Annotated in this window: 12 protein-coding genes and 1 pseudogene; 9 read left to right on the forward strand and 4 right to left on the reverse strand. The window is 65.8% G+C overall.

Annotated elements, in window-relative coordinates:
• The first annotated feature begins 45 nt into the window (after positions 1 to 45).
• From tsaE to trxA, 6 genes are all read left to right on the forward strand, one after another.
• The gene (gene tsaE, locus RBB16_RS02805; protein ID WP_306044694.1) at positions 46 to 549 is read left to right on the forward strand and encodes a tRNA (adenosine(37)-N6)-threonylcarbamoyltransferase complex ATPase subunit type 1 TsaE; all 504 of its coding nucleotides are present in this window, start codon (positions 46 to 48) and stop codon (positions 547 to 549) included.
• On the forward strand, positions 546 to 1469 hold the full coding sequence (locus tag RBB16_RS02810) for an aminoglycoside phosphotransferase family protein (protein WP_306044695.1): 924 nt from the start codon (positions 546 to 548) through the stop codon (positions 1467 to 1469). Before tsaE ends, RBB16_RS02810 begins: the two co-directional genes overlap by 4 nt.
• Positions 1466 to 2152, forward strand: a complete 687-nt coding sequence (locus RBB16_RS02815; RefSeq protein WP_306044696.1) for a nucleotidyltransferase family protein — start codon at positions 1466 to 1468, stop codon at positions 2150 to 2152. The genes RBB16_RS02810 and RBB16_RS02815 overlap by 4 nt, the downstream gene beginning before the upstream one ends.
• Positions 2145 to 5099 (forward strand): double-strand break repair protein AddB, encoded by a 2955-nt coding sequence (gene addB / locus RBB16_RS02820; protein WP_306044697.1) that lies wholly within the window; start codon positions 2145 to 2147, stop codon positions 5097 to 5099. Before RBB16_RS02815 ends, addB begins: the two co-directional genes overlap by 8 nt.
• Entirely contained in the window at positions 5096 to 8479 is a 3384-nt protein-coding gene (gene addA / locus RBB16_RS02825; RefSeq protein WP_306044698.1) for a double-strand break repair helicase AddA, read from the forward strand. The genes addB and addA overlap by 4 nt, the downstream gene beginning before the upstream one ends.
• A gap of 412 nt (positions 8480 to 8891) precedes the next feature.
• Positions 8892 to 9212 carry a thioredoxin gene (trxA, locus tag RBB16_RS02830; protein ID WP_071689443.1) on the forward strand — a complete coding sequence of 107 codons (321 nt, stop codon included), beginning with the start codon at positions 8892 to 8894 and terminating at the stop codon, positions 9210 to 9212.
• 161 nt (positions 9213 to 9373) lie between these two features.
• On the opposite strand, the gene RBB16_RS02835 is transcribed toward trxA, so the two are convergent.
• The gene (locus RBB16_RS02835; RefSeq protein ID WP_306044699.1) at positions 9374 to 10738 is read right to left on the reverse strand and encodes an ammonium transporter; all 1365 of its coding nucleotides are present in this window, start codon (positions 10736 to 10738) and stop codon (positions 9374 to 9376) included.
• A 28-nt stretch (positions 10739 to 10766) separates the two neighbouring features.
• Positions 10767 to 11105, reverse strand: a complete 339-nt coding sequence (locus RBB16_RS02840; protein WP_071689442.1) for a P-II family nitrogen regulator — start codon at positions 11103 to 11105, stop codon at positions 10767 to 10769.
• A 244-nt stretch (positions 11106 to 11349) separates the two neighbouring features.
• Between RBB16_RS02840 and RBB16_RS02845 the strand changes: the two genes are divergently transcribed.
• Complete coding sequence (locus RBB16_RS02845; protein ID WP_306044700.1) at positions 11350 to 13530, forward strand: PBP1A family penicillin-binding protein; 2181 nt, start codon at positions 11350 to 11352, stop codon at positions 13528 to 13530.
• 46 nt (positions 13531 to 13576) lie between these two features.
• On the opposite strand, the gene RBB16_RS02850 is transcribed toward RBB16_RS02845, so the two are convergent.
• Positions 13577 to 14188 carry an ABC transporter substrate-binding protein gene (locus RBB16_RS02850; RefSeq protein WP_306044701.1) on the reverse strand — a complete coding sequence of 204 codons (612 nt, stop codon included), beginning with the start codon at positions 14186 to 14188 and terminating at the stop codon, positions 13577 to 13579.
• Positions 14178 to 14996 (reverse strand): VacJ family lipoprotein, encoded by an 819-nt coding sequence (locus RBB16_RS02855; RefSeq protein ID WP_371931207.1) that lies wholly within the window; start codon positions 14994 to 14996, stop codon positions 14178 to 14180. The genes RBB16_RS02850 and RBB16_RS02855 overlap by 11 nt, the downstream gene beginning before the upstream one ends.
• A gap of 153 nt (positions 14997 to 15149) precedes the next feature.
• Between RBB16_RS02855 and RBB16_RS02860 the strand changes: the two are divergent.
• Positions 15150 to 16888: pseudogene (locus RBB16_RS02860) on the forward strand (type I secretion system permease/ATPase).
• The gene (locus RBB16_RS02865; RefSeq protein WP_306044703.1) at positions 16888 to 18198 is read left to right on the forward strand and encodes an HlyD family type I secretion periplasmic adaptor subunit; all 1311 of its coding nucleotides are present in this window, start codon (positions 16888 to 16890) and stop codon (positions 18196 to 18198) included. Before RBB16_RS02860 ends, RBB16_RS02865 begins: the two are co-directional and overlap by 1 nt.
• The last annotated feature ends 148 nt before the right edge of the window (positions 18199 to 18346 follow it).

Genomic DNA, 18346 nt, shown 5'->3' on the forward strand with positions numbered 1-18346 from the left:
CGCGGGCGCGGTTGCGGCCCGGCGGGGCCTTGATAAACTCGCATCATGTCGAACCAAGTCCGCCCCATAATCGCCGGAACAACCCTGACCTCGCCAGAGGCCACGTCGCGGCTGGCTCAGCATCTGGCGGACCGGCTTGCTCCGGGAGATATCCTTTGTCTCGATGGTGATCTCGGGGCCGGGAAGACCCATTTTGCCCGATCGCTGATCCAGCACCTGCAAGCGGCCGAGGGCCGGGTGGAGGACGTGCCGTCGCCCACCTTCACGCTTGTCCAGACCTATGAGGCCGCGGGCCAAGAGATCTGGCATGCCGACCTGTATCGCCTGAGCGATCCGCAAGAGGTCGATGAACTGGGCCTGACCGATGCCTTTGACACGGCCATCTGCCTTGTGGAATGGCCCGACCGGTTGGGCGATGAAATGCCCGACCGCGCCCTTTGGCTGTCGCTGCGGATGGTGCCGGGGCAAGACGATGCGCGGGCGCTGACGATCTCCTCCGCCCGCCCCGATCTTTGGGCCGACCGGCTCAGCCTGGTGGTGCCCGCATGAGTGCCCCCGTACAGGAGTTTCTCGACGCCAATGGCTGGGGCAACGCGACGCGCGTGCCGCTGGCGGGTGATGCATCGGCCCGGCGCTATGAACGCCTGACCCTGGGCGATGCGCGCGCGGTGCTGATGCTGGCCCCCCCAGAGGACCGTGCCGCCTTTGACGCGTTCCTCAGCATTGCTGCCAAGCTGCGGGCCATGGCGCTGTCCACGCCGCTGATCATCGGGTCCGACAAGGACAGGGGCCTGATGTTGCTGGAAGATTTTGGCGACCGAAGCTTTGCCACCCTGGGGCCGGATCTGATGGAGGCGGGCCTTGCCGCTGCGGATGTGCTGATCCATCTGGCCCGCCATCCAGAGGGGTGGAGCCTGCCCGCCCTGACCCCGCATGTGATGGCCGAGATGACCCGGATCGCGCTGCCGGATGGCACCGATGCGGACGCGGCGCTGACGGAAATGCAGGCGCAATTCGCCCGCGTCTTCACTGCGCCGCTGGTGCCCACCCTGCGCGACGTTCATGCGGAGAATCTGCTCTGGCTGCCCGACAGGCTCGGGCTGACCCGCGTTGGCCTGCTCGATTTCCAGGACGCGGTGCTTGCCCCGCCGGGCTATGATCTCGTGTCCTTCATCAAGGATGCCCGCCGCGAAATTCCTGCCGATATCGCCGCTGCCATGACTGCCCGGTACATAAACGCGCTGGCAATCGACGAAGACGGTTTTGCCGAGCAAAGCGCGCTGCTCAGCTTCCAGAGAAACCTGCGCATTCTTGGCGTCTTCCGCCGTCTGGCGCGGAACCGGGGCAAACCGGTGTACCTGATCCACCTGCCGCGCGTTTTTGCCCATGTCACCGACGCGCTGGAGCACCCGGCGCTGACGGATCTTGCCGGGGCGATGGGGCCGCTTTTGCCGGGGCTTAGGCCATGACCCCACCCGCCTGCATGATCCTTGCCGCCGGGTTCGGCACAAGGATGGGCCCACTGACGCAGACCCGGCCAAAACCGCTGATCCCGGTCGCGGGGCGGCCCCTGATCGACCACGCGCTAGGGCAGGCGCGCGGTGCGGGTGTGGGGCGGATCGTTGTGAACGGCCACCACCACGCCGACCAGATGCGCGCCCATCTGCGCGGCATGGCGGATGTGGCGTTTTCCGAGGAACAGCCGGTCATTCTCGACAGTGCCGGCGGCATCCGCCACGCCCTGCCGCTGTTGGCGGCTGACACGATTTTCACACTCAACGCCGATGCGGTCTGGTCCGGCCCCAATGCTCTGGCCACGCTGGCCGCCGCATGGGACCCGGAGCGGATGGACGTACTGGCCCTGATGGTCCCGCAATCGCGCGCCGTGGGGCGGCAGGGGGGCGGGGATTTCGCGCGCGATGCGGACGGGCGGCTTGGCTGGGACAAGGCGGGCGAGGTCTATACCGGCGCGCAGATTCTGAAAGCGGGGCTTCTGGACGGCTATCCCGAGGGGCCATTTTCGCTGCATGACGTCTGGCGTGCGGCGATGGCGCAGGGCCGGATGTTCGGCACGCCCTATAAGGGGTATTGGGCCGATGTGGGCCACCCGGACGGGATCGCGCTGGCCGAGGAAATGGTGACCGATGTTTGAAGCCACCCCCACCCCCCGCGTCTTCGCCACGCCCCTGGGCGTCGATTTCACCGCCGCGCTGGTCGAGGGCATCGCCGCGCGCCTGAAAGACCAGCCGCCCGATGCGCTGGCGCGGGTGGAGATCTACGTCAACACCGCCCGCACGCAACGCCGCCTGCGGGCGATCTATGCGGAAAAGGGCGCGGGCTTCCTGCCGCGGATCAAGCTGGTGACGGACCTCGCTCGCCGCCCCGACATGACCGGCCTGCCGCCCGCGATCTCTCCCTTGCGGTTGCGGTTGCAGCTATCGCAGACCGTCTCGGCGCTGCTCGACCGCGAACCCGATCTTGCGCCCCGGTCCTCACTCTATGGCCTGTCCGACAGCCTCGCCGATCTCATGGGCGAAATGCAGGAGGAGATGGTCACGCCGGACACGGTCGCGGGGCTCGACGTCGGCAACCATTCCGCCCATTGGCAGCGCTCGCAAAAGTTTCTCGGCATCGTCGCGCCCTATTTCGCGGGCAGCGAGGATCACATGTCGGTCGAGGCGCGGCAGGCCGCCGTCGTGGACCGGCTGGTGTCGCTGTGGTCCGTGGCGCCGCCCGATCACCCGATCATCGTTGCAGGCTCCACCGGGTCGCGCGGGCCAACGGCGCGGTTCATGGAACTGGTCGCCGGGCTGCCGCAGGGCGCGGTGATCCTGCCGGGTTTCGATTTCGACCAGCCGCGTGCGGTCTGGGACCGGTTGACCGATCAGATGGGCGACAGCCTCAGCGGTGGCGAGGATCACCCTCAGTTCCGCTTCGCCAGCTTCGCCGCACGGGTGGGGATGCACCCCTGCGACGTGCAGGTCTGGGGCCATGATGCCCCCGCGAATCCCGCCCGCAACCGGTTGATTTCGCTGGCCATGCGTCCCGCACCGGTCACCGATCAGTGGTTGGAGGAGGGACCGAAGCTGACAGAGGTCTCGCAGGCCGCGCAATCCCTCACCCTAATCGAGGCCGCCAGCCCGCAGCTGGAGGCCGCCGTCATCGCCCTGCGCCTGCGCCGCGCCATCGACGAGGGCAAGCGCGCCGCGCTGATCAGCCCCGACCGGGCGCTGACCCGGCAGGTTACCGCGGCGCTGGACCGTTGGCGGATCGAGCCGGATGATTCCGCCGGCGAACCCCTGTCGCAGACCGCGCCGGGGCGGCTGCTGCTGCATGTGGCGGGCGGTCTGGCCGAGCGGATGACGGCAGAGGATCTGCTGGTTCTGCTGAAGCACCCCCTGACCCATTCGGGCCGCGACGACCGGGGTGATCACCTGCGCCGCACCCGTGATCTGGAACTGCAAAGGCTGCGCGGCAAGCTGCCCTTCCCGACCCGCGCCGATCTGGTGGACTGGGCGGCGAAGCGCGACACTGATCCCGGCGCGATGGACTGGGCCGCCTGGGTCGCCGATGCGGCGCTGAGCCTGCACGCGCCGGGGCCGCAACCGCTGGCCGATCATGTCGCGCGGCATCTGGCGGCGGCTCAGCTTCTGGCCGCTGGACCGGGGGCGGAGGACGCAGGGGCGCTCTGGCAGAAGGACGAGGGCGAAAAGGCCCTTGCCCAGATGCAGGCACTGGAGCGGGAGGCCGACGCGGGCGGCACCATGACCGCCGCTGAATACCGCGATTTCGTCGGTGCGGTGCTGCGCGAGGAAGAGGCACGCGACCCGCTGGCCCCGCATCCCGACATCATGATCTGGGGCACGCTGGAGGCGCGGGTTCAGGGCGCCGATCTGGTCATTCTGGCGGGGCTGAACGAAGGTTCCTGGCCGTCGGCCCCCGGCGCCGATCCGTGGCTCAATCGCTGGATGCGGGCCAAGGCGGGGCTGCGGCTGCCCGACCGGGTGATCGGTCTCTCGGCCCATGACTTCCAGCAATCGGTGACGGGGGCCGAGGTCTGGCTTTGCCGTGCGAAACGCGATGCGGAAACCGAAACCGTGCCATCGCGTTGGCTCAATCGGATCGTGAACCTGATGAAGGGGGCAAGCGCGGAAAGCGCGGCGGCGCTGGAGGCGATGACCGCGCGGGGCCGCGACTGGCTGAAATTGGCCGACAGGCTGGACGACCCCGCCGCCCGCGTTGCACCTGCCACCCGGCCCGCGCCCGCGCCGCCCGCCGAACAACGCCCCGATGGCCTGTCGGTCACGCAGGTCGAAAAGCTGATCCGTGATCCTTACTGGGTCTATGCCCGCAAGGTTCTGGACCTGCGGCCGCTCGACCCGCTGCGCCAATCCCCCGATGCGCCCCTGCGCGGCACCATCTTGCATGACGTGCTGCACGATTTCATCGAGGCCACATGGGACGGCCTGCCCGACCAGCCCGAGGCGCTGCTGTTGCAGATTGCCGACGAGGTGCTGGAGGATGCCGCCCCCTGGCCCGCCGCCCGCCGCCTCTGGCGCGCACGGATCGAGAAGATCGCCCCGTGGTTCATTGCAACCGAGCGGGAGCGCCGCGCCCTGGGCACCCCGTGGCGGCTGGAGGCTGAAGGCAAGGCAGAGCTTGGCGCGCCCGGTTTCACCCTGACCGGCACCGCCGACCGGATCGACAAGGCCCCGGACGGGCGCATTCTTATATATGATTACAAGACCGGCAGCGCGCCCTCGAAGGATCAGGAAAAGGCGTTCAACAAACAGCTCTGGCTGGAGGCCGCGATGGCTGCGAAAGGCGCGTTCGGAGAGCTGATGGACACCGCGCTCATCGCCTATGTGGCGCTCGGGTCCGGGGGGGATGTGCGCGACCACCCCGTGACGCCGGCAGAGGTCGCCGAAATCACCGAAGGCTTTGGCAAGCTTCTCGACCATTATCTGAATGAAAGCAACGGCTTCACTTCCCGCCGCGCGATGGAAAAGGTGCTGTTCGAGGGCGACTATGATCACCTTGCTCGGTTCGGGGAATGGGATGAAACCATGGCTGCCGTAACCGTGAAGGTGGGGCAATGAGCATCCAGTTCGATGAGGCGACTACGGCCCAGATCACAGCCGCCGATCCGTCTGCCTCCACCTGGCTGTCGGCCAATGCAGGCAGCGGCAAGACGCGGGTGTTGACCGACCGCGTTGCGCGACTTCTTCTACAAGATGTTCCGCCCGAACGCATCCTCTGCCTCACCTATACCAAGGCCGCCGCGTCCGAGATGCAGAACCGCCTGTTCAAGCGGCTTGGCGAATGGGCAATGAAGCCCGATGCGGATTTGCGAGACGACCTGTTGAAGCTTGGCATGGACGCGGGCACCCTGACCCCTGCGCTTCTGTCCCATGCCCGCACGCTCTTCGCCCGCGCGATCGAGACACCCGGCGGGTTGAAAATCCAGACCATCCACTCCTTCTGTTCCGCCGTCCTGCGCCGCTTCCCGCTGGAGGCCGGGGTCGCCCCGAACTTCACCGAAATGGACGAACGCGCGCAGGCGATGCTCTGTGCCGATGTGCTGGACGGGCTGGCCGAGGGCGACGGGCAGGGCGCGGTCGATGCGCTGGCTGCCCATGTCTCGGGCGACGACCCGATGCCGCTGATCCGGGCGCTTCTGGGCAAGCGGCTGGCGTTCGAGAACGACTGGCCGGATGCCGATATCATGGCCTGGTTCGACCTGCCCACGGGCTATTCCGCCACCGACCTGATCGCCCATGTCTTCCACGGCGACGAGCGTGACATGTGTCAGATCGTTCGCCAGAACCTCGACCCCGACAACCGCAATCAGGGCGCCAATCACCGGCGGCTCGGGGCCGTCAACTGGGACGCGCCGGGGCTGTCCGATATCGCAACGCTGGAAGATGTCTTCCTGACCGGCTCCAGAACCAAGACCCCCGACAGCCCCAAGATCGGCAACTTCCCCACGAAACCCATCTGGGCGCAGATGTCCGCGATCCATGAGCCGCTTGAGGCGCTGATGCTGCGCCTTGCAGAGGCCCGCCCGATCCGCCGCGCTCTCCTCGCCGCCGAAAAAACCCGCGCGCTGCACCGTTTCGCCCAAGGCTTCCTGCCCGCCTATGACGCCGCCAAATCTGCGCTTGGCTGGCTCGATTTCGACGACCTGATCCTCGCCACCCGACGCTTGCTGGCCGATAGCAGCGTTGCGCAATGGGTGCTCTTCCGCCTCGACGGCGGCATCGACCACATTCTTGTGGACGAGGCGCAGGATACCTCGCCCGCGCAATGGGATATCGTCGCCCAACTGGCCGAGGAATTCGCCGCCGGGTCCGGGGCGCGGGCCGATGTGGACCGGACGATCTTCGTCGTCGGCGACAAGAAACAGTCGATCTATTCCTTCCAGGGCGCCGACCCCGACGGGTTCGACCGGATGCGAGAGCATTTCGCCGCGCGCCTGCACGATGCCGAGGCGCTGTTTCAGTCCCGCGTGCTGGCCCATTCCTTCCGCTCCGCCCCGCCGATCCTGCGCCTTGTGGACGAGGTCTTCAAAGGGGCGGCCAGCGCCGGTGTCGGGCAGGACGTCGAACATATCGCCTTCAAGCAGGACCTGCCGGGCCGCGTCGATATCTGGCCCGTGGTCGAAAAGGCGGATAGCGAAGAGAAACCCGACTGGGACGATCCCGTCGATCAACGCGCCGATCACCATCATTCGGTGGTGCTGGCCCGCGCCGTGGCGGCAGAGATCAAGCGCATGATCCAGACCGCCACGCCCGTCACCGTCGAGGGCCAGCGCCGCCCGGTCACTGCGGGCGATATCCTGATCCTCGTTCAGCGCCGGTCAGACCTGTTTCATGAACTCATCGCCGCGATCAAGGAACAGGGTCTGCCCATTGCCGGGGCCGACCGGATGCGGCTGGCGGCGGAACTGGCGGTCAAGGATCTGACGGCGCTTCTGTCCTTTCTGGCGACGCCAGAGGATGACCTGTCGCTCGCCGCCGTTCTGCGCTCGCCTCTCTGCGGCTGGTCGGAACCGGCCTTGCACGATCTGGCCCATGGGCGCGGAAAGACCTTCCTCTGGCGCGCCCTGCAACAGCGCCGAGAGATGGACCCCGACACCGTTTCCATGCTGGAGGATCTGCGCAATCACGCCGATTTCCTGCGCCCCTATGACCTGCTGGAACGTATCCTGATCCGCCATCACGGTCGCCGCAACCTGCTTGCCCGGATGGGGAACGAGGCCGAGGACGGCATCGACGCAATGCTGGCACAGGCGCTGGCCTATGAACGGATGGAGGTGCCCAGCCTGACCGGCTTCACCGGCTGGCTTCAGGCCGATGACGTGCAGATCAAGCGCGATCCCGGCAGCGCCGGCGACCAGATCCGCGTCATGTCAGTCCATGGCGCCAAGGGGCTGGAGGCCCCCGTCGTCATCCTGCCCGACACCGCCTACCGGCAAAGCAACCACAGCGCGCCCAAGCTTTTCACGCCCGAAAGCGGACCGGTCTGTTGGGCCGGTCGCAAGGATGACAGCCCCGAGATGATGCGCGACCTCTTCGATGAGGCCACCGCGCGCGAGGTAGAGGAGCGTAACCGCCTGCTCTATGTCGCCATGACCCGCGCCGAAAGCTGGCTGATCGTGGCGGCGGCAGGCGAGATCGCCAAGGGCGAAAACGAAGGCTGGTATCCGCATATCCTCGCCGCTGCGCAGGCCTGCAACGCCACGCCCTGCGCAACGCCCACCGGGCAGGGCTGGCGTCTGGAAACCGGCGACTGGACGGCGATGGATCACGGCAAGCAGCCCGCGCGCGTGCCATCTGCGCTGCCCGACTGGCTCGCCAACCGGCCCACCACCCGCCCACGCGACACGAAACCCCTGTCGCCGTCTGACCTCGGCGGGGCCAAGGCGCTGCCCGGCGATGGCGCGGGCCTCGATGAAGACGCCGCCAAACTGCGCGGCCGCCGCCTGCACCTGCTGCTGGAACATCTGCCGGACCTGCCGCAATCGGGCTGGTACGCCGCCGCGCCCGGCATTCTGGCGGTGGAGGGGGACCTCCCCGACGCCGACCTCGCGGAGCTTTTCGAGGAGGCCACAACCTGCCTCACCACCCCGGCCCTCGCGGCCCTCTTCACCCCCGACGCGCTGGCCGAGGTCACCCTGACCGCCCCCAGCCCGACCCTGAACCGCACCCTCCTGGGCCAGATCGACCGGCTGATCCTCGCCCCGGATCACGTGCTCGCCGTCGATTTCAAATCCAACGCCACCGCGCCCGACCGGCCCGAGGACACGCCCGACGGCATCCTCCGCCAGATGGGCGCCTATGCCGAAATGCTCGCCGCCATCTACCCCGACAAACGCATCGACACCGCCATCCTCTGGACCCGCCCCGCGCAGCTCATGCCGCTCCCCGCCGACCTCACGACCCCCGCGCTGATCCGCGCCCGCGACGATCTGAAGTGACACAGGCCAAGCGCACTTATCGCTCCCGCACAACGCCCCTTTCATCTTGGCGAAAAATACCTCCGCCGGAGGCATCCCGCACTCTCAACCAGAGATCCGCGTGGTCCGGCTCACTGTCCTCTCCGATGTCCCGTGGCAACGCGGACCGACGAGGCCTCCGGCGTCAGCCGGGGGTTGAGGAGGGCCGCTCCCCGGTCGACGTGCGATGCGCGGCGAAACCGCGTTTCATATGCACGCCCGGTGTACAGGGGGTGTACAGGGGGTGTACGGGGGGCACCCCCCTCAATCCCGTGCGAAATGTGCCGCGCCGATCACATGATTGCGCTTGGGTGTTTCAGTCGCTTGACCTTGTCCATCGCCGCCCATAGGTTTCGCCCCTGACTCGTGAAAATTCTCTCCAGGAGGGCTAGATATGGCCACCACCGCCGTCACCGACGCAACATTTGACGCTGAAGTCAAACAATCCGATATCCCCGTCGTGGTGGATTTCTGGGCCGAATGGTGCGGCCCCTGCCGCCAGATCGGCCCCGCGCTGGAAGAGATCTCGGAAGAGATGGCCGGCAAGGTGAAAATCGTCAAGATCAACGTAGACGAGAACCCGAATTCCCCCATGCAACTGGGTGTCAGAGGGATTCCCGCCCTGTTTCTCTTCAAGGGTGGTGAAGTCGTGTCGAACAAGATCGGCGCAGCCCCGAAAGCCGCCCTGCAAAGCTGGATCGAAGGCGAAATCTAAGCGCTTTCCGGTTTTCCAAACAATCCTGCCACGCCCAGGCGCGGCGGGGTTTTTTGTGTGCTGATAGGACCTTACAAGAAAAGCGGCGCCCGCATGGGACGCCGCTTTCCGCTCTGCCGGTCCGGGAGGCAGGGAGAGCCCGGACCAGCCATGTTACCGGTTCAGCCCTTGGAGAACTCCGGGTAGGCTTCCATCCCCAGTTCCGACATGTCGAGGCCCATCATCTCGTCCTCTTCGCTGACACGGATGCCAACGGTCATTTTCAGAACGTACCAGATGACCGCGCTGCCGACGAAGGTGAACACGCCATAGGCGGCAATGCCCGTCAGCTGCGTCGCAAGGCTTGCACCCTCATTGTAGAAGACCACGGCGATGGTGCCCCAGATCCCGGCGAAGAGGTGCACCGGAATGGCGCCGACCACGTCGTCGATCTTGAGCTTGTCGAGGAAGGGCACCGCGAAGACCACGATGACACCGCCCACGGCACCGATCCAGAGCGCGCCGAACAGGGTGGGGGCGAGAGGCTCTGCGGTGATCGACACGAGGCCAGCCAGGGCGCCGTTCAGCACCATGGTCAGGTCGACCTTGCCGAACATCACCTGCGTCAGGATCATTGCGGCAACGGCACCCGCTGCAGCGGCCATGTTGGTGTTGGCGAAGATGCGGCTGACGTCAGAGATGTCGCCGACGGTGCCCATGGCCAGCTGCGAGCCGCCATTGAAGCCGAACCAGCCGAGCCACAGGATGAACGTGCCGAGCGTGGCAAGCGCCAGGTTGGAGCCGGGGATCGGGTTCACGCGGCCATCCTTGCCGTATTTGCCAAGGCGCGGCCCGAGGATCAGGGCACCGGCCAGAGCGGCCCAGCCACCCACGGAGTGCACGATGGTCGACCCGGCGAAATCGGAGAAGCCAGCCTGGGCCAGCCACCCGGTGCCCCACTGCCAGGAGCCGGAGATCGGGTACATGACACCGGTCAGGACCACGACGAAAGCCAGGAACGGCCACAGCTTGATCCGCTCCGCCAGGGCACCCGAAACGATCGAGGCGGTGGCGGCAACGAAGACCAGCTGGAAGAAGAAGTCCGACCCGACCGACGCGTAGTCGAGCGCTGCATCGGCTGCGGCGACGCCGACGGGATCAAGCACCGTCGTGTTGAAGAAGCCGCCGACATATCCCGCGATGATCCAGCCATCGGGATATGCGCCAGTGGCCTCGTCAAAGGCCCCGGGGTACATCAGGTTGAAGCCCATCAGCCAGTACATGATGGCGGCGATGGAAAACAGCGCGATGTTCTTGGTCATCTGCATGGTGACGTTCTTGGACCGCACGAGCCCGCCTTCCAGCATGGCAAAGCCAGCCGCCATGAAGAAGACAAGGAACCCCGCCATGCAGAACAGCAGGGTGGTCATGATGTAGGGGCCGATCTCGTCAAAGGTCGGCGCGGCGTCGGCCTCTTGGGCGAGGCCCATGGTGGGCAGCAGGACTGCCGCTAGGGCAACTGCCGGAAGAAACTTTCTGACTTGCATGGTATTTATCCCTGGTTCTGACAGTTGCTTAGAGGGCGTCGTCATTGGTCTCGCCGGTGCGGACGCGCACGGCAGCAGAGACGTCGAGGACGAAGATCTTGCCGTCACCGATCTTGTCGGTCTTGGCTGTGGTCTGGATGGTTTCGACCACCTGATCGGCCATGGCATCGGCCACCACGATCTCCAGCTTGACTTTGGGAACGAAGTTCACGGCATATTCCGCGCCGCGATAGATTTCGGTGTGCCCGGACTGAGAGCCGAAGCCCTTGATCTCGGTCACCATCATGCCCCGCACGCCGATAGAGGTCAGAGCTTCGCGGACCTCCTCCAGCTTGAACGGCTTGATTGCTGCAATGATGAGTTTCACGGTTTTACCCTTCCGTCGTTTTGGGTTCTGCGACCCGGACGTTGCCAATGCAGACCTCGCAGGCGGGAAGAGCAACGAAGGGAGGGGAGTTGGAGGGCCGCATTTGAGGGGGGTCGCAAAATTTTTGCATGAAATCGGGCAAACGGTTAATAATTGGGCGCAATGGAATTTCGGCAGTGCGGCGAGAACCCTCCACAAACGACTCGAAATCCCCTATGTTGCGATCAAAAGAGCAGGATCAGGCATGAGCGCATCAGGAAACAGAGGCGGGCGGAACGCCCGTTCGGGCCGCAGGCTTGTCGCGGAGCGCAGGAATGCTGCACCTGCGAAATCTTCACGGTCGTCTGGCTCCGGCGGCTCTGGTCGAAAATCAGGCAGATCGCGCCGCCGCACGCAGCAACGGCGACGGGGCGGGATACGGGGCGCCATCGGGGCCTTCTTCCGATTCATCTGGCGGATCGTTTTCGGGATCGTCTGGCGCGCGACGCTGGCCCTTGTGCTGATCCTCGCGGGTGCGACCGCTTATATCTACTCCACCCTGCCGCCAATGACCGAACTTGTGGACGGGCGCGCGCGCGGGTCGGTGACGATGCTCGACCGGGACGGCAATGTCTTTGCGTGGCGGGGCGAGCAATATGGCGGGCTGATCGACACGGAAACGGTGTCGGAACATGTGGTCAACGCCATTGTGGCAACCGAAGACCGGCGCTTTTTCCGCCACTGGGGGATTTCCCCGCGCGGTATCGCCTCGGCCATCCGCATCAACCTGCGGGAAGGGCGCGGCCCGCTGGAGGGCCATGGCGGGTCCACCATCACGCAGCAGGTGGCCAAGCTGTTATGCCTTGGGGTGGCCTTCGACCCCGATGAATGGGAAACCGAAGCGGAATACGAGGCCGATTGCCGACGCGGCAGCCTGTGGCGCAAGATCCAGGAACTGCCGTTCTCTCTGGCGATGGAGCTGCGCTATACCAAGCAGGAAATCCTGACCATCTACCTCAACCGCGCCTATATGGGCGCTGGCGCCTTCGGGGTCGAAGCGGCCTCTCAGCGCTATTTCGGGCATTCCGCGGCTGAGCTCAATCCGCAGGAAAGCGCCATTATTGCCGGTCTGTTGACCGCCCCCTCGCGCTATGCGCCGACATCCAGCCTGCAACGTTCGCAGGACCGGGCGGCCGTGGTGCTGGGACTGATGGAGGAACAGGGCTATCTGACCGCCGCCGAGGCCGCCGAAGCCCGCGCAAACCCCGCGACCCTGTCAGAGGCCGCCGAGGCGCGTGCGGGCGGCTATTTCGCCGATTGGGTGATGACGCAAGGCCCGGATTTCCTGCTGCGGGAAACGACGGAAGACGTGATCATCCGCACCACATTTGACCCGCGCATGCAGGAGGCCGCAGAGGCCGCCCTGGTGGATGTGTTCGAAAACCAGGTGCGCGAAGGGTCCGAGGCCGAGGCCGCGATCATCGTCATGTCGGCGGATGGGGCCGTGCGTGCCATGGTGGGTGGCAGGCAGGAGGGCACCGGCCTGTTCAACCGTGCCACGATGGCGATGCGGCAGACCGGGTCGGCGTTCAAACCCTTTGTCTATGCCACCGCGCTCGATCTGGGTTGGCGTTTCGACGATCTGGTCGAGGATGCGCCACTGACGATCAACGTGCCGGGGTCGGGGCCTTATTCCCCCCGCAACTATACCGGCGAGTTTTATGGCACGGTGACACTGACCGAGGCGCTGCGGGCCTCGCTGAACACGCCCGCCGTGCGACTGTCAGAGGAGGTGGGCCGCGATCTGGTGCGCACGGTTGCCGCCGAGTTCGGCATCGAAAGCGATCTGGCGCTTGGCCCGGCCTTGGCGCTTGGCGCGTCCGAAAGCACCCTCATAGAGATGACAGGCGCCTATGCGGGTATCCTGAACGGCGGCTCTGCCGTGACGCCCTATGGCCTCGTCGATCTGCGGTTGGTGGGGGACACGGAACCGATGATGGGGCAGGGCGGCGGTATCCGCGAACGGGTGATCTCGGAATTTGCGGCGCGGCAGCTGACCTACATGATGGCGCAGGTTGTCGCCAATGGCACCGGCCAGCGGGCGCAACTGCCCGACCGGCCCGTCGCGGGCAAGACCGGCACCACCACATCGGCACGCGATGCGTGGTTCATCGGCTTCACGGCGGATTATGTGGCCGGGGTCTGGATGGGGTATGACGACAACTCGCCCATGTCGGGGGTGACGGGCGGTGGCTTGCCGGCCGAGATCTGGCGGCAGACCATGGAAGCCATTCATGACGGCATCCCGCCCCGCCCCTTGCCGATGATCGACCCGGCGGAAGAGGCGCGTCCCGAACCGATCGAGGAAGCGCCGGGCCGCAGACCGGATATTGCGGAACAGATCCTGATGGAGGTTCTGGGGCTGCTAGGCGCGAACCGGAACTGACCGACCTGAACGGGGTTGCCGCCCAATCGGCAGCCCCGGTTCTCGATCAGCTCGCGTTGCGCAAATCGGCGATCATCGCGTCAAGGTCGCCGCGGTTTCGGTCCAGCATCGCGCCGACCTCTTCCGCTTCGGTGGTGCGCAGGTTGATGCCCTGAATGATCAGGTTGAACACCCGCGCCTGACCGGAGCCATCCGAGACCAGCCAGATCACGTCGAAGGGCGCTTCGCCACGCAGGCGCGCGACCGATGTCACCTCGAAGAAATTGCGGATCGCACGTGCGCCTGTCACTTCGATCTGTCCGCCGATCAACTCTCGGAAACGGCTGCCGTATTTGCGCGAGATATATCCGCTGAAGGCGTCCACGAATGCGCTGCGCTGCGCGTTCGATGCGCGCCGCCAATCGACGCCCAGAACCGATTGCGCGATGATCGGCATATCTGCATAGCGGTCCAGCAAGCCCGCGAAATCACTGAACATGCGCGCTTCGCTGCCGCCGGAATTTATGGCGTCGTAGAGGTCGCTTACCAAGCGCTCGACCAGAGTCTGAGCGGCTCCGACGGTCAGCGCCCAAGCACGTCCGGGCAGGGCAAGGGCGGCGGCGCTGGCGCCTGTCAGTCCAAGGAAGGCCCGCCGGGTGAGGCTGAACTTACTGGGCATATGGATCCTCGTAGGGGTCAAAATAGGAATCATCATAGGGATCGGCATACGGGTCAGCGTAATCCGTCGGCTGATTGCCTCGCAACTCGTAGCGGCGGTTTTGCAGGTAGATCAGCCGCGCCTGCGCATAGCCATCGGCACTTTCGTAATAGAGCCGGTCGATTTCATCCCCTAGTTCATGGCGGGTGTTCAGAGCATCCGCCACATTGGCCCCGGTGATGTAGTCGCTTTCGGGCCGGGCGAAGGCCAGCCGCGTGGGGTTCATGACGCTGTCGACGATCAGCCCGGCGGTGTCGCGGCTGGTCGAGGGGCCAAGCAGCGGCAGCACCACATAAGCCCCTTCCGACACGCCCCAGACATGCAGGGTTTCACCGAAATCGGTTTCATCCGCGTAAAGCCCGCCTTCCGACGCCGGGTCCAGCAGGCCGCCGAGGCCGAAGGTGCTGTTCATCAGGAAGCGGAACGTGTTGCGAAGGGCATCGTCCAGACGCAGTTGCAGGATGTCGTTCACGACATAGAGCGGCTGGTTGAGATTGGACGAGAAATTGCCAAGCCCGTTGCGCACCGGTTCCGGAACGGCGGTACCATAGCCAAGCGCCACGGGGCGCAGCACGGCCCGGTCGACCGCAACGTTCAGGTCGTGCATCGCCCGATTCGACGCCTCGGTCGGGTCGTTGATTTCAGATGCGCCGGGCAGCACCGCTGGCCCGCAGGCCATCAAGACGAGCAGAGGTGCTGCGCATAGGGCGGCGCGAATTCGGGATGTGGATGCGGCAGCGGTCAATGGGATTCTCGTCAAGGCTTTCATAGGCTATACATGATAATAAGGTCTCTCACCTCAAAACAAAGGTGGGGGCCAGAGGGCAATGGCAGATTTCCCGTTTTTGATGGATTATGTGGCAAGGCAGTCAACAATTAGTGGAACCGCAAAAGCGGATTCACCAGCGAGGCAGACACCAAGATGACGAGACAGGCACAATCCAGCCGAAACGCCTCTGCGGATGAGCTGCGGCTTGCCAGTGGCGGCAATGGACGGCTGATCGGGGCGGTCTTCCTGTTCAGCATGTTCACCAATGCGCTGATGCTGACCGGCCCGCTTTACATGCTGCAGGTCTATGACCGTGTCCTTGGCAGCCGGTCAGAGGAAACGCTGCTGGCACTGTCCATTCTGGTGACGTTCCTGTTCCTGATCATGGGTATTCTCGACTACGCCCGTGGCCGGGTCGCGGCGCGCGTTGGCGCGCGGTTGCAGGATCGGCTGGATGAACGTGTGTTCAGGGCCACGCTGGCGCGGGCCGGGCGCACAGGACAGCAGCATACCGGCCTGACGGATCTGGAGGCGATCCAGCGGTTCTTGTCCTCGCCCGTGTTCCTGGCGGTGTTCGACATGCCGTGGACGCCGCTTTTCGTGCTGGCGATTTTCGTGTTTCACCCGTGGCTTGGCTGGCTGGCGGGGCGACGCTTGTGCTGATTACGCTTCTCAACAAGGCGCGGTCATCGGGGCCCCTCAGCCAGGCCGGAGGGGCGTCGCTGATGGCGGACCGGATGGCCGGGCAGTTGCAGACCGAGTCAGAGCTTGTGCGCAGCCTTGGCATGCAGGGGCGGGCTTTGGCGCGCTGGAAGATTGTGCGTGAACAGGCGCTTGGGCAAGGGATGTCCGCCTCTGACAAGGTGGGCGGTTTTGCCACCCTGACCAAGACCCTGCGCCTGTTCCTGCAATCGGCCATGCTGGGGCTTGGGGCCTATCTGGTGCTGCAGGAGGAACTGACCGCAGGGGCGATGATTGCGGGCTCGATCCTGATGGGCCGGGCCTTGGCCCCGATTGAACTGGTCATTGGCCAATGGCAGGTCATCGCCAGAGCCCGTGAGGGGCGTCAGCGCCTACAGGAATTGCTGACCGAGGAACGGCCGGACCCGGTGCGCCTGCCGCTGCCACGGCCCAAGGCGCTGCTTGAGGTCAACCAGCTTTCGGTCGTGCCACCGGGGCATGCACAAGCGACGCTGCGCGGCGTGACCTTCAAGGTGGAGCCGGGGCAGGCCGTCGGGATCATCGGGCCTTCGGGGGCAGGGAAATCAACCCTCGCAAAGGCCCTGACCGGTGTCTGGAAACCGGCAGGCGGACAGATCCGCCTGGATGGCGCGACGCTGGACCAGTACGACCCTGACACGCTTGGCCAGCTGATCGGCTACCTGCCGCAAACGGTGACGCTGTTTGATGGCACGCTGGCTGAAAACATCGCAAGGCTGGAGGCGGAGCCGGACCCCGCCAAGGTGGTGGAGGCGGCACAGCGCGCGGATGCCGATGCGCTGATCCGACGCCAGAGCGAAGGCTACGACACGCGGATGATCAGCGGCGCCAACCGGTTGTCGGGCGGGCAGATCCAGCGGATCGGTCTGGCGCGGGCGCTCTATGGCGATCCGGTGCTGATGGTGCTGGATGAACCCAATTCCAACCTCGACAATGACGGGGCAGAGGCGCTGAACCGGGCGATCAAGGCGATGAAGGCGGCAGGAAACGGCGTTCTGATCATGGCGCACCGCCCGGCGGCCATCCGCGAATGCGACATGTTGCTGGTTCTGGACAATGGCGGCGCACGGGCCTTCGGTCCGCGCGACGAGATCCTTCAGAAGGTGCTGCGCAACGCCGATCAGGTGCTTGGGGCCGCGAAAATGCCGGTTGTGCAGGGAGGGATCAGCTGATGTCCGACGATACCGCAAGCAAGGCTTGGTCCGTCCGGGGGCCGATCGCCTTGGGTATGCTGGCGCTTGTCGCCCTGGTCGGTGGCTTCGGGGCCTGGGCGGCCCTGTCGAACATCGCGGGGGCTGTCGTTGCCTCGGGCCAGATCGAGGTCGATCGAAACCGGCAGGCGGTGCAGCATCCCGATGGCGGCGTGGTTCTGACGCTCGACGTGATCGAGGGGCAGCGCGTGGCGGAAGGCGATGTGTTGTTGCGGCTGGATCCGTCCGATCTGCAATCGGGCCTGTCCGTGGCCAATGCGCAACTGAACGAATGGCGTGCCCGGCAGGCCCGGCTGGAAGCGGAGCGCGATCTCGCGACCGAGATCACCTTTCCGCCCGACCTGCTGGAAGCCGCCGCTGAAAATGCGGATCTGGCGGAGCTTCTGGAAGGCCAGCGCAACCTCTTTGCCGCACGCGTCGAAACCCTGACCCAGTCCACCGACCAGCTGAACCGGCGCGCCGAGCAGATCGGTGCGCAGCTGGACGGCATCGCGGCCCAGAGGGCCGCCCTGACCGATCAGCGAGAGCTGGTGGAGCTGGAACTGGTCAGCGTCCAGGACCTGATCGACCGGGGGCTGGCCGAGGCCTCTCGCGGGTTGGCCCTGCGCCGGGAAAGCGCGCGCCTGCTTGGCACGATCGGGGAGCTGGAGGCGAGCGCGGCGGAAGCGGCGGGCCGGATCACGGAGATCGACCTGCAGATCCTGCAGCTGGAAACCGAACGCCGGGAGGAGGCCATCGCGCAGCTGCGCGAAGTGCGGGTGGAGCAGGCGGAACTGGCCGAGCGGGCCCGTGCCCTGAGCCGGCAACTGGCACAGACGGAGATTCGCGCACCGGTTGACGGGGTGGTCTACGGGCTTGCCGTGTTCGGTGCCCGGTCGGTCGTGCAGGCGGCACAGCCGGTGCTCTTCCTCGTGCCGCAGGACCGGCCACTGATCATTTCGACCCGGATCGCGCCGACGAATGTCGACGAGGTCTTTGTCGGCCAGGAGGTTGTGCTGCGGTTCCCCGCCTTCAATGCGCGCACCACGCCCGAACTGTTCGGTCAGGTGCGGCAGGTGTCTGCGGATGCCTTCGTGGATGAAAACACCGGCGTCAGCTACTACGCGGCCGAGATCGTGCTGAACGAGGGTGAGGCCACGCGGCTGGAGGACGAGACGCTGCTGCCGGGGATGCCGGTCGAGGCCTTCATCCTCACCGAGGACCGCACGCCAATGGCCTACCTCCTGCGTCCGCTCTCGGATTACTTCAACCGGGCCTTCCGCGAGGGATAAGGGGTTTCGCCGCGCATCGCGCGTCGACCCGCGAACGCGCCTCGTCACCCCCCGCTTGCGCGGGGACCTCCTCGGCGCGTGCTGCCGCGGAGGCGTGGACCGGGCGGTTCACCGGTGCGGGGGCTGTTCGGCGTGGTTGAGGCTGGAC

It is taken from the genome of Nioella sp. MMSF_3534 (assembly GCF_030732985.1).
GTDB lineage: Bacteria > Pseudomonadota > Alphaproteobacteria > Rhodobacterales > Rhodobacteraceae > Nioella.

Bases quoted from the DNA above. Each gene is read 5' to 3' on its own strand.
- tsaE (WP_306044694.1), top strand. From the start codon at position 46: ATGTCGAACCAAGTCCGCCCCATAATCGCCGGAACAACCCTGACCTCG.
- RBB16_RS02810 (WP_306044695.1), top strand. From the start codon at position 546: ATGAGTGCCCCCGTACAGGAGTTTCTCGACGCCAATGGCTGGGGCAAC.
- RBB16_RS02815 (WP_306044696.1), top strand. From the start codon at position 1,466: ATGACCCCACCCGCCTGCATGATCCTTGCCGCCGGGTTCGGCACAAGG.
- addB (WP_306044697.1), top strand. From the start codon at position 2,145: ATGTTTGAAGCCACCCCCACCCCCCGCGTCTTCGCCACGCCCCTGGGC.
- addA (WP_306044698.1), top strand. From the start codon at position 5,096: ATGAGCATCCAGTTCGATGAGGCGACTACGGCCCAGATCACAGCCGCC.
- trxA (WP_071689443.1), top strand. From the start codon at position 8,892: ATGGCCACCACCGCCGTCACCGACGCAACATTTGACGCTGAAGTCAAA.
- RBB16_RS02835 (WP_306044699.1), bottom strand. From the start codon at position 10,738: ATGCAAGTCAGAAAGTTTCTTCCGGCAGTTGCCCTAGCGGCAGTCCTG.
- RBB16_RS02845 (WP_306044700.1), top strand. From the start codon at position 11,350: ATGAGCGCATCAGGAAACAGAGGCGGGCGGAACGCCCGTTCGGGCCGC.
- RBB16_RS02850 (WP_306044701.1), bottom strand. From the start codon at position 14,188: ATGCCCAGTAAGTTCAGCCTCACCCGGCGGGCCTTCCTTGGACTGACA.
- RBB16_RS02855 (WP_371931207.1), bottom strand. From the start codon at position 14,996: ATGAAAGCCTTGACGAGAATCCCATTGACCGCTGCCGCATCCACATCC.
- RBB16_RS02865 (WP_306044703.1), top strand. From the start codon at position 16,888: ATGTCCGACGATACCGCAAGCAAGGCTTGGTCCGTCCGGGGGCCGATC.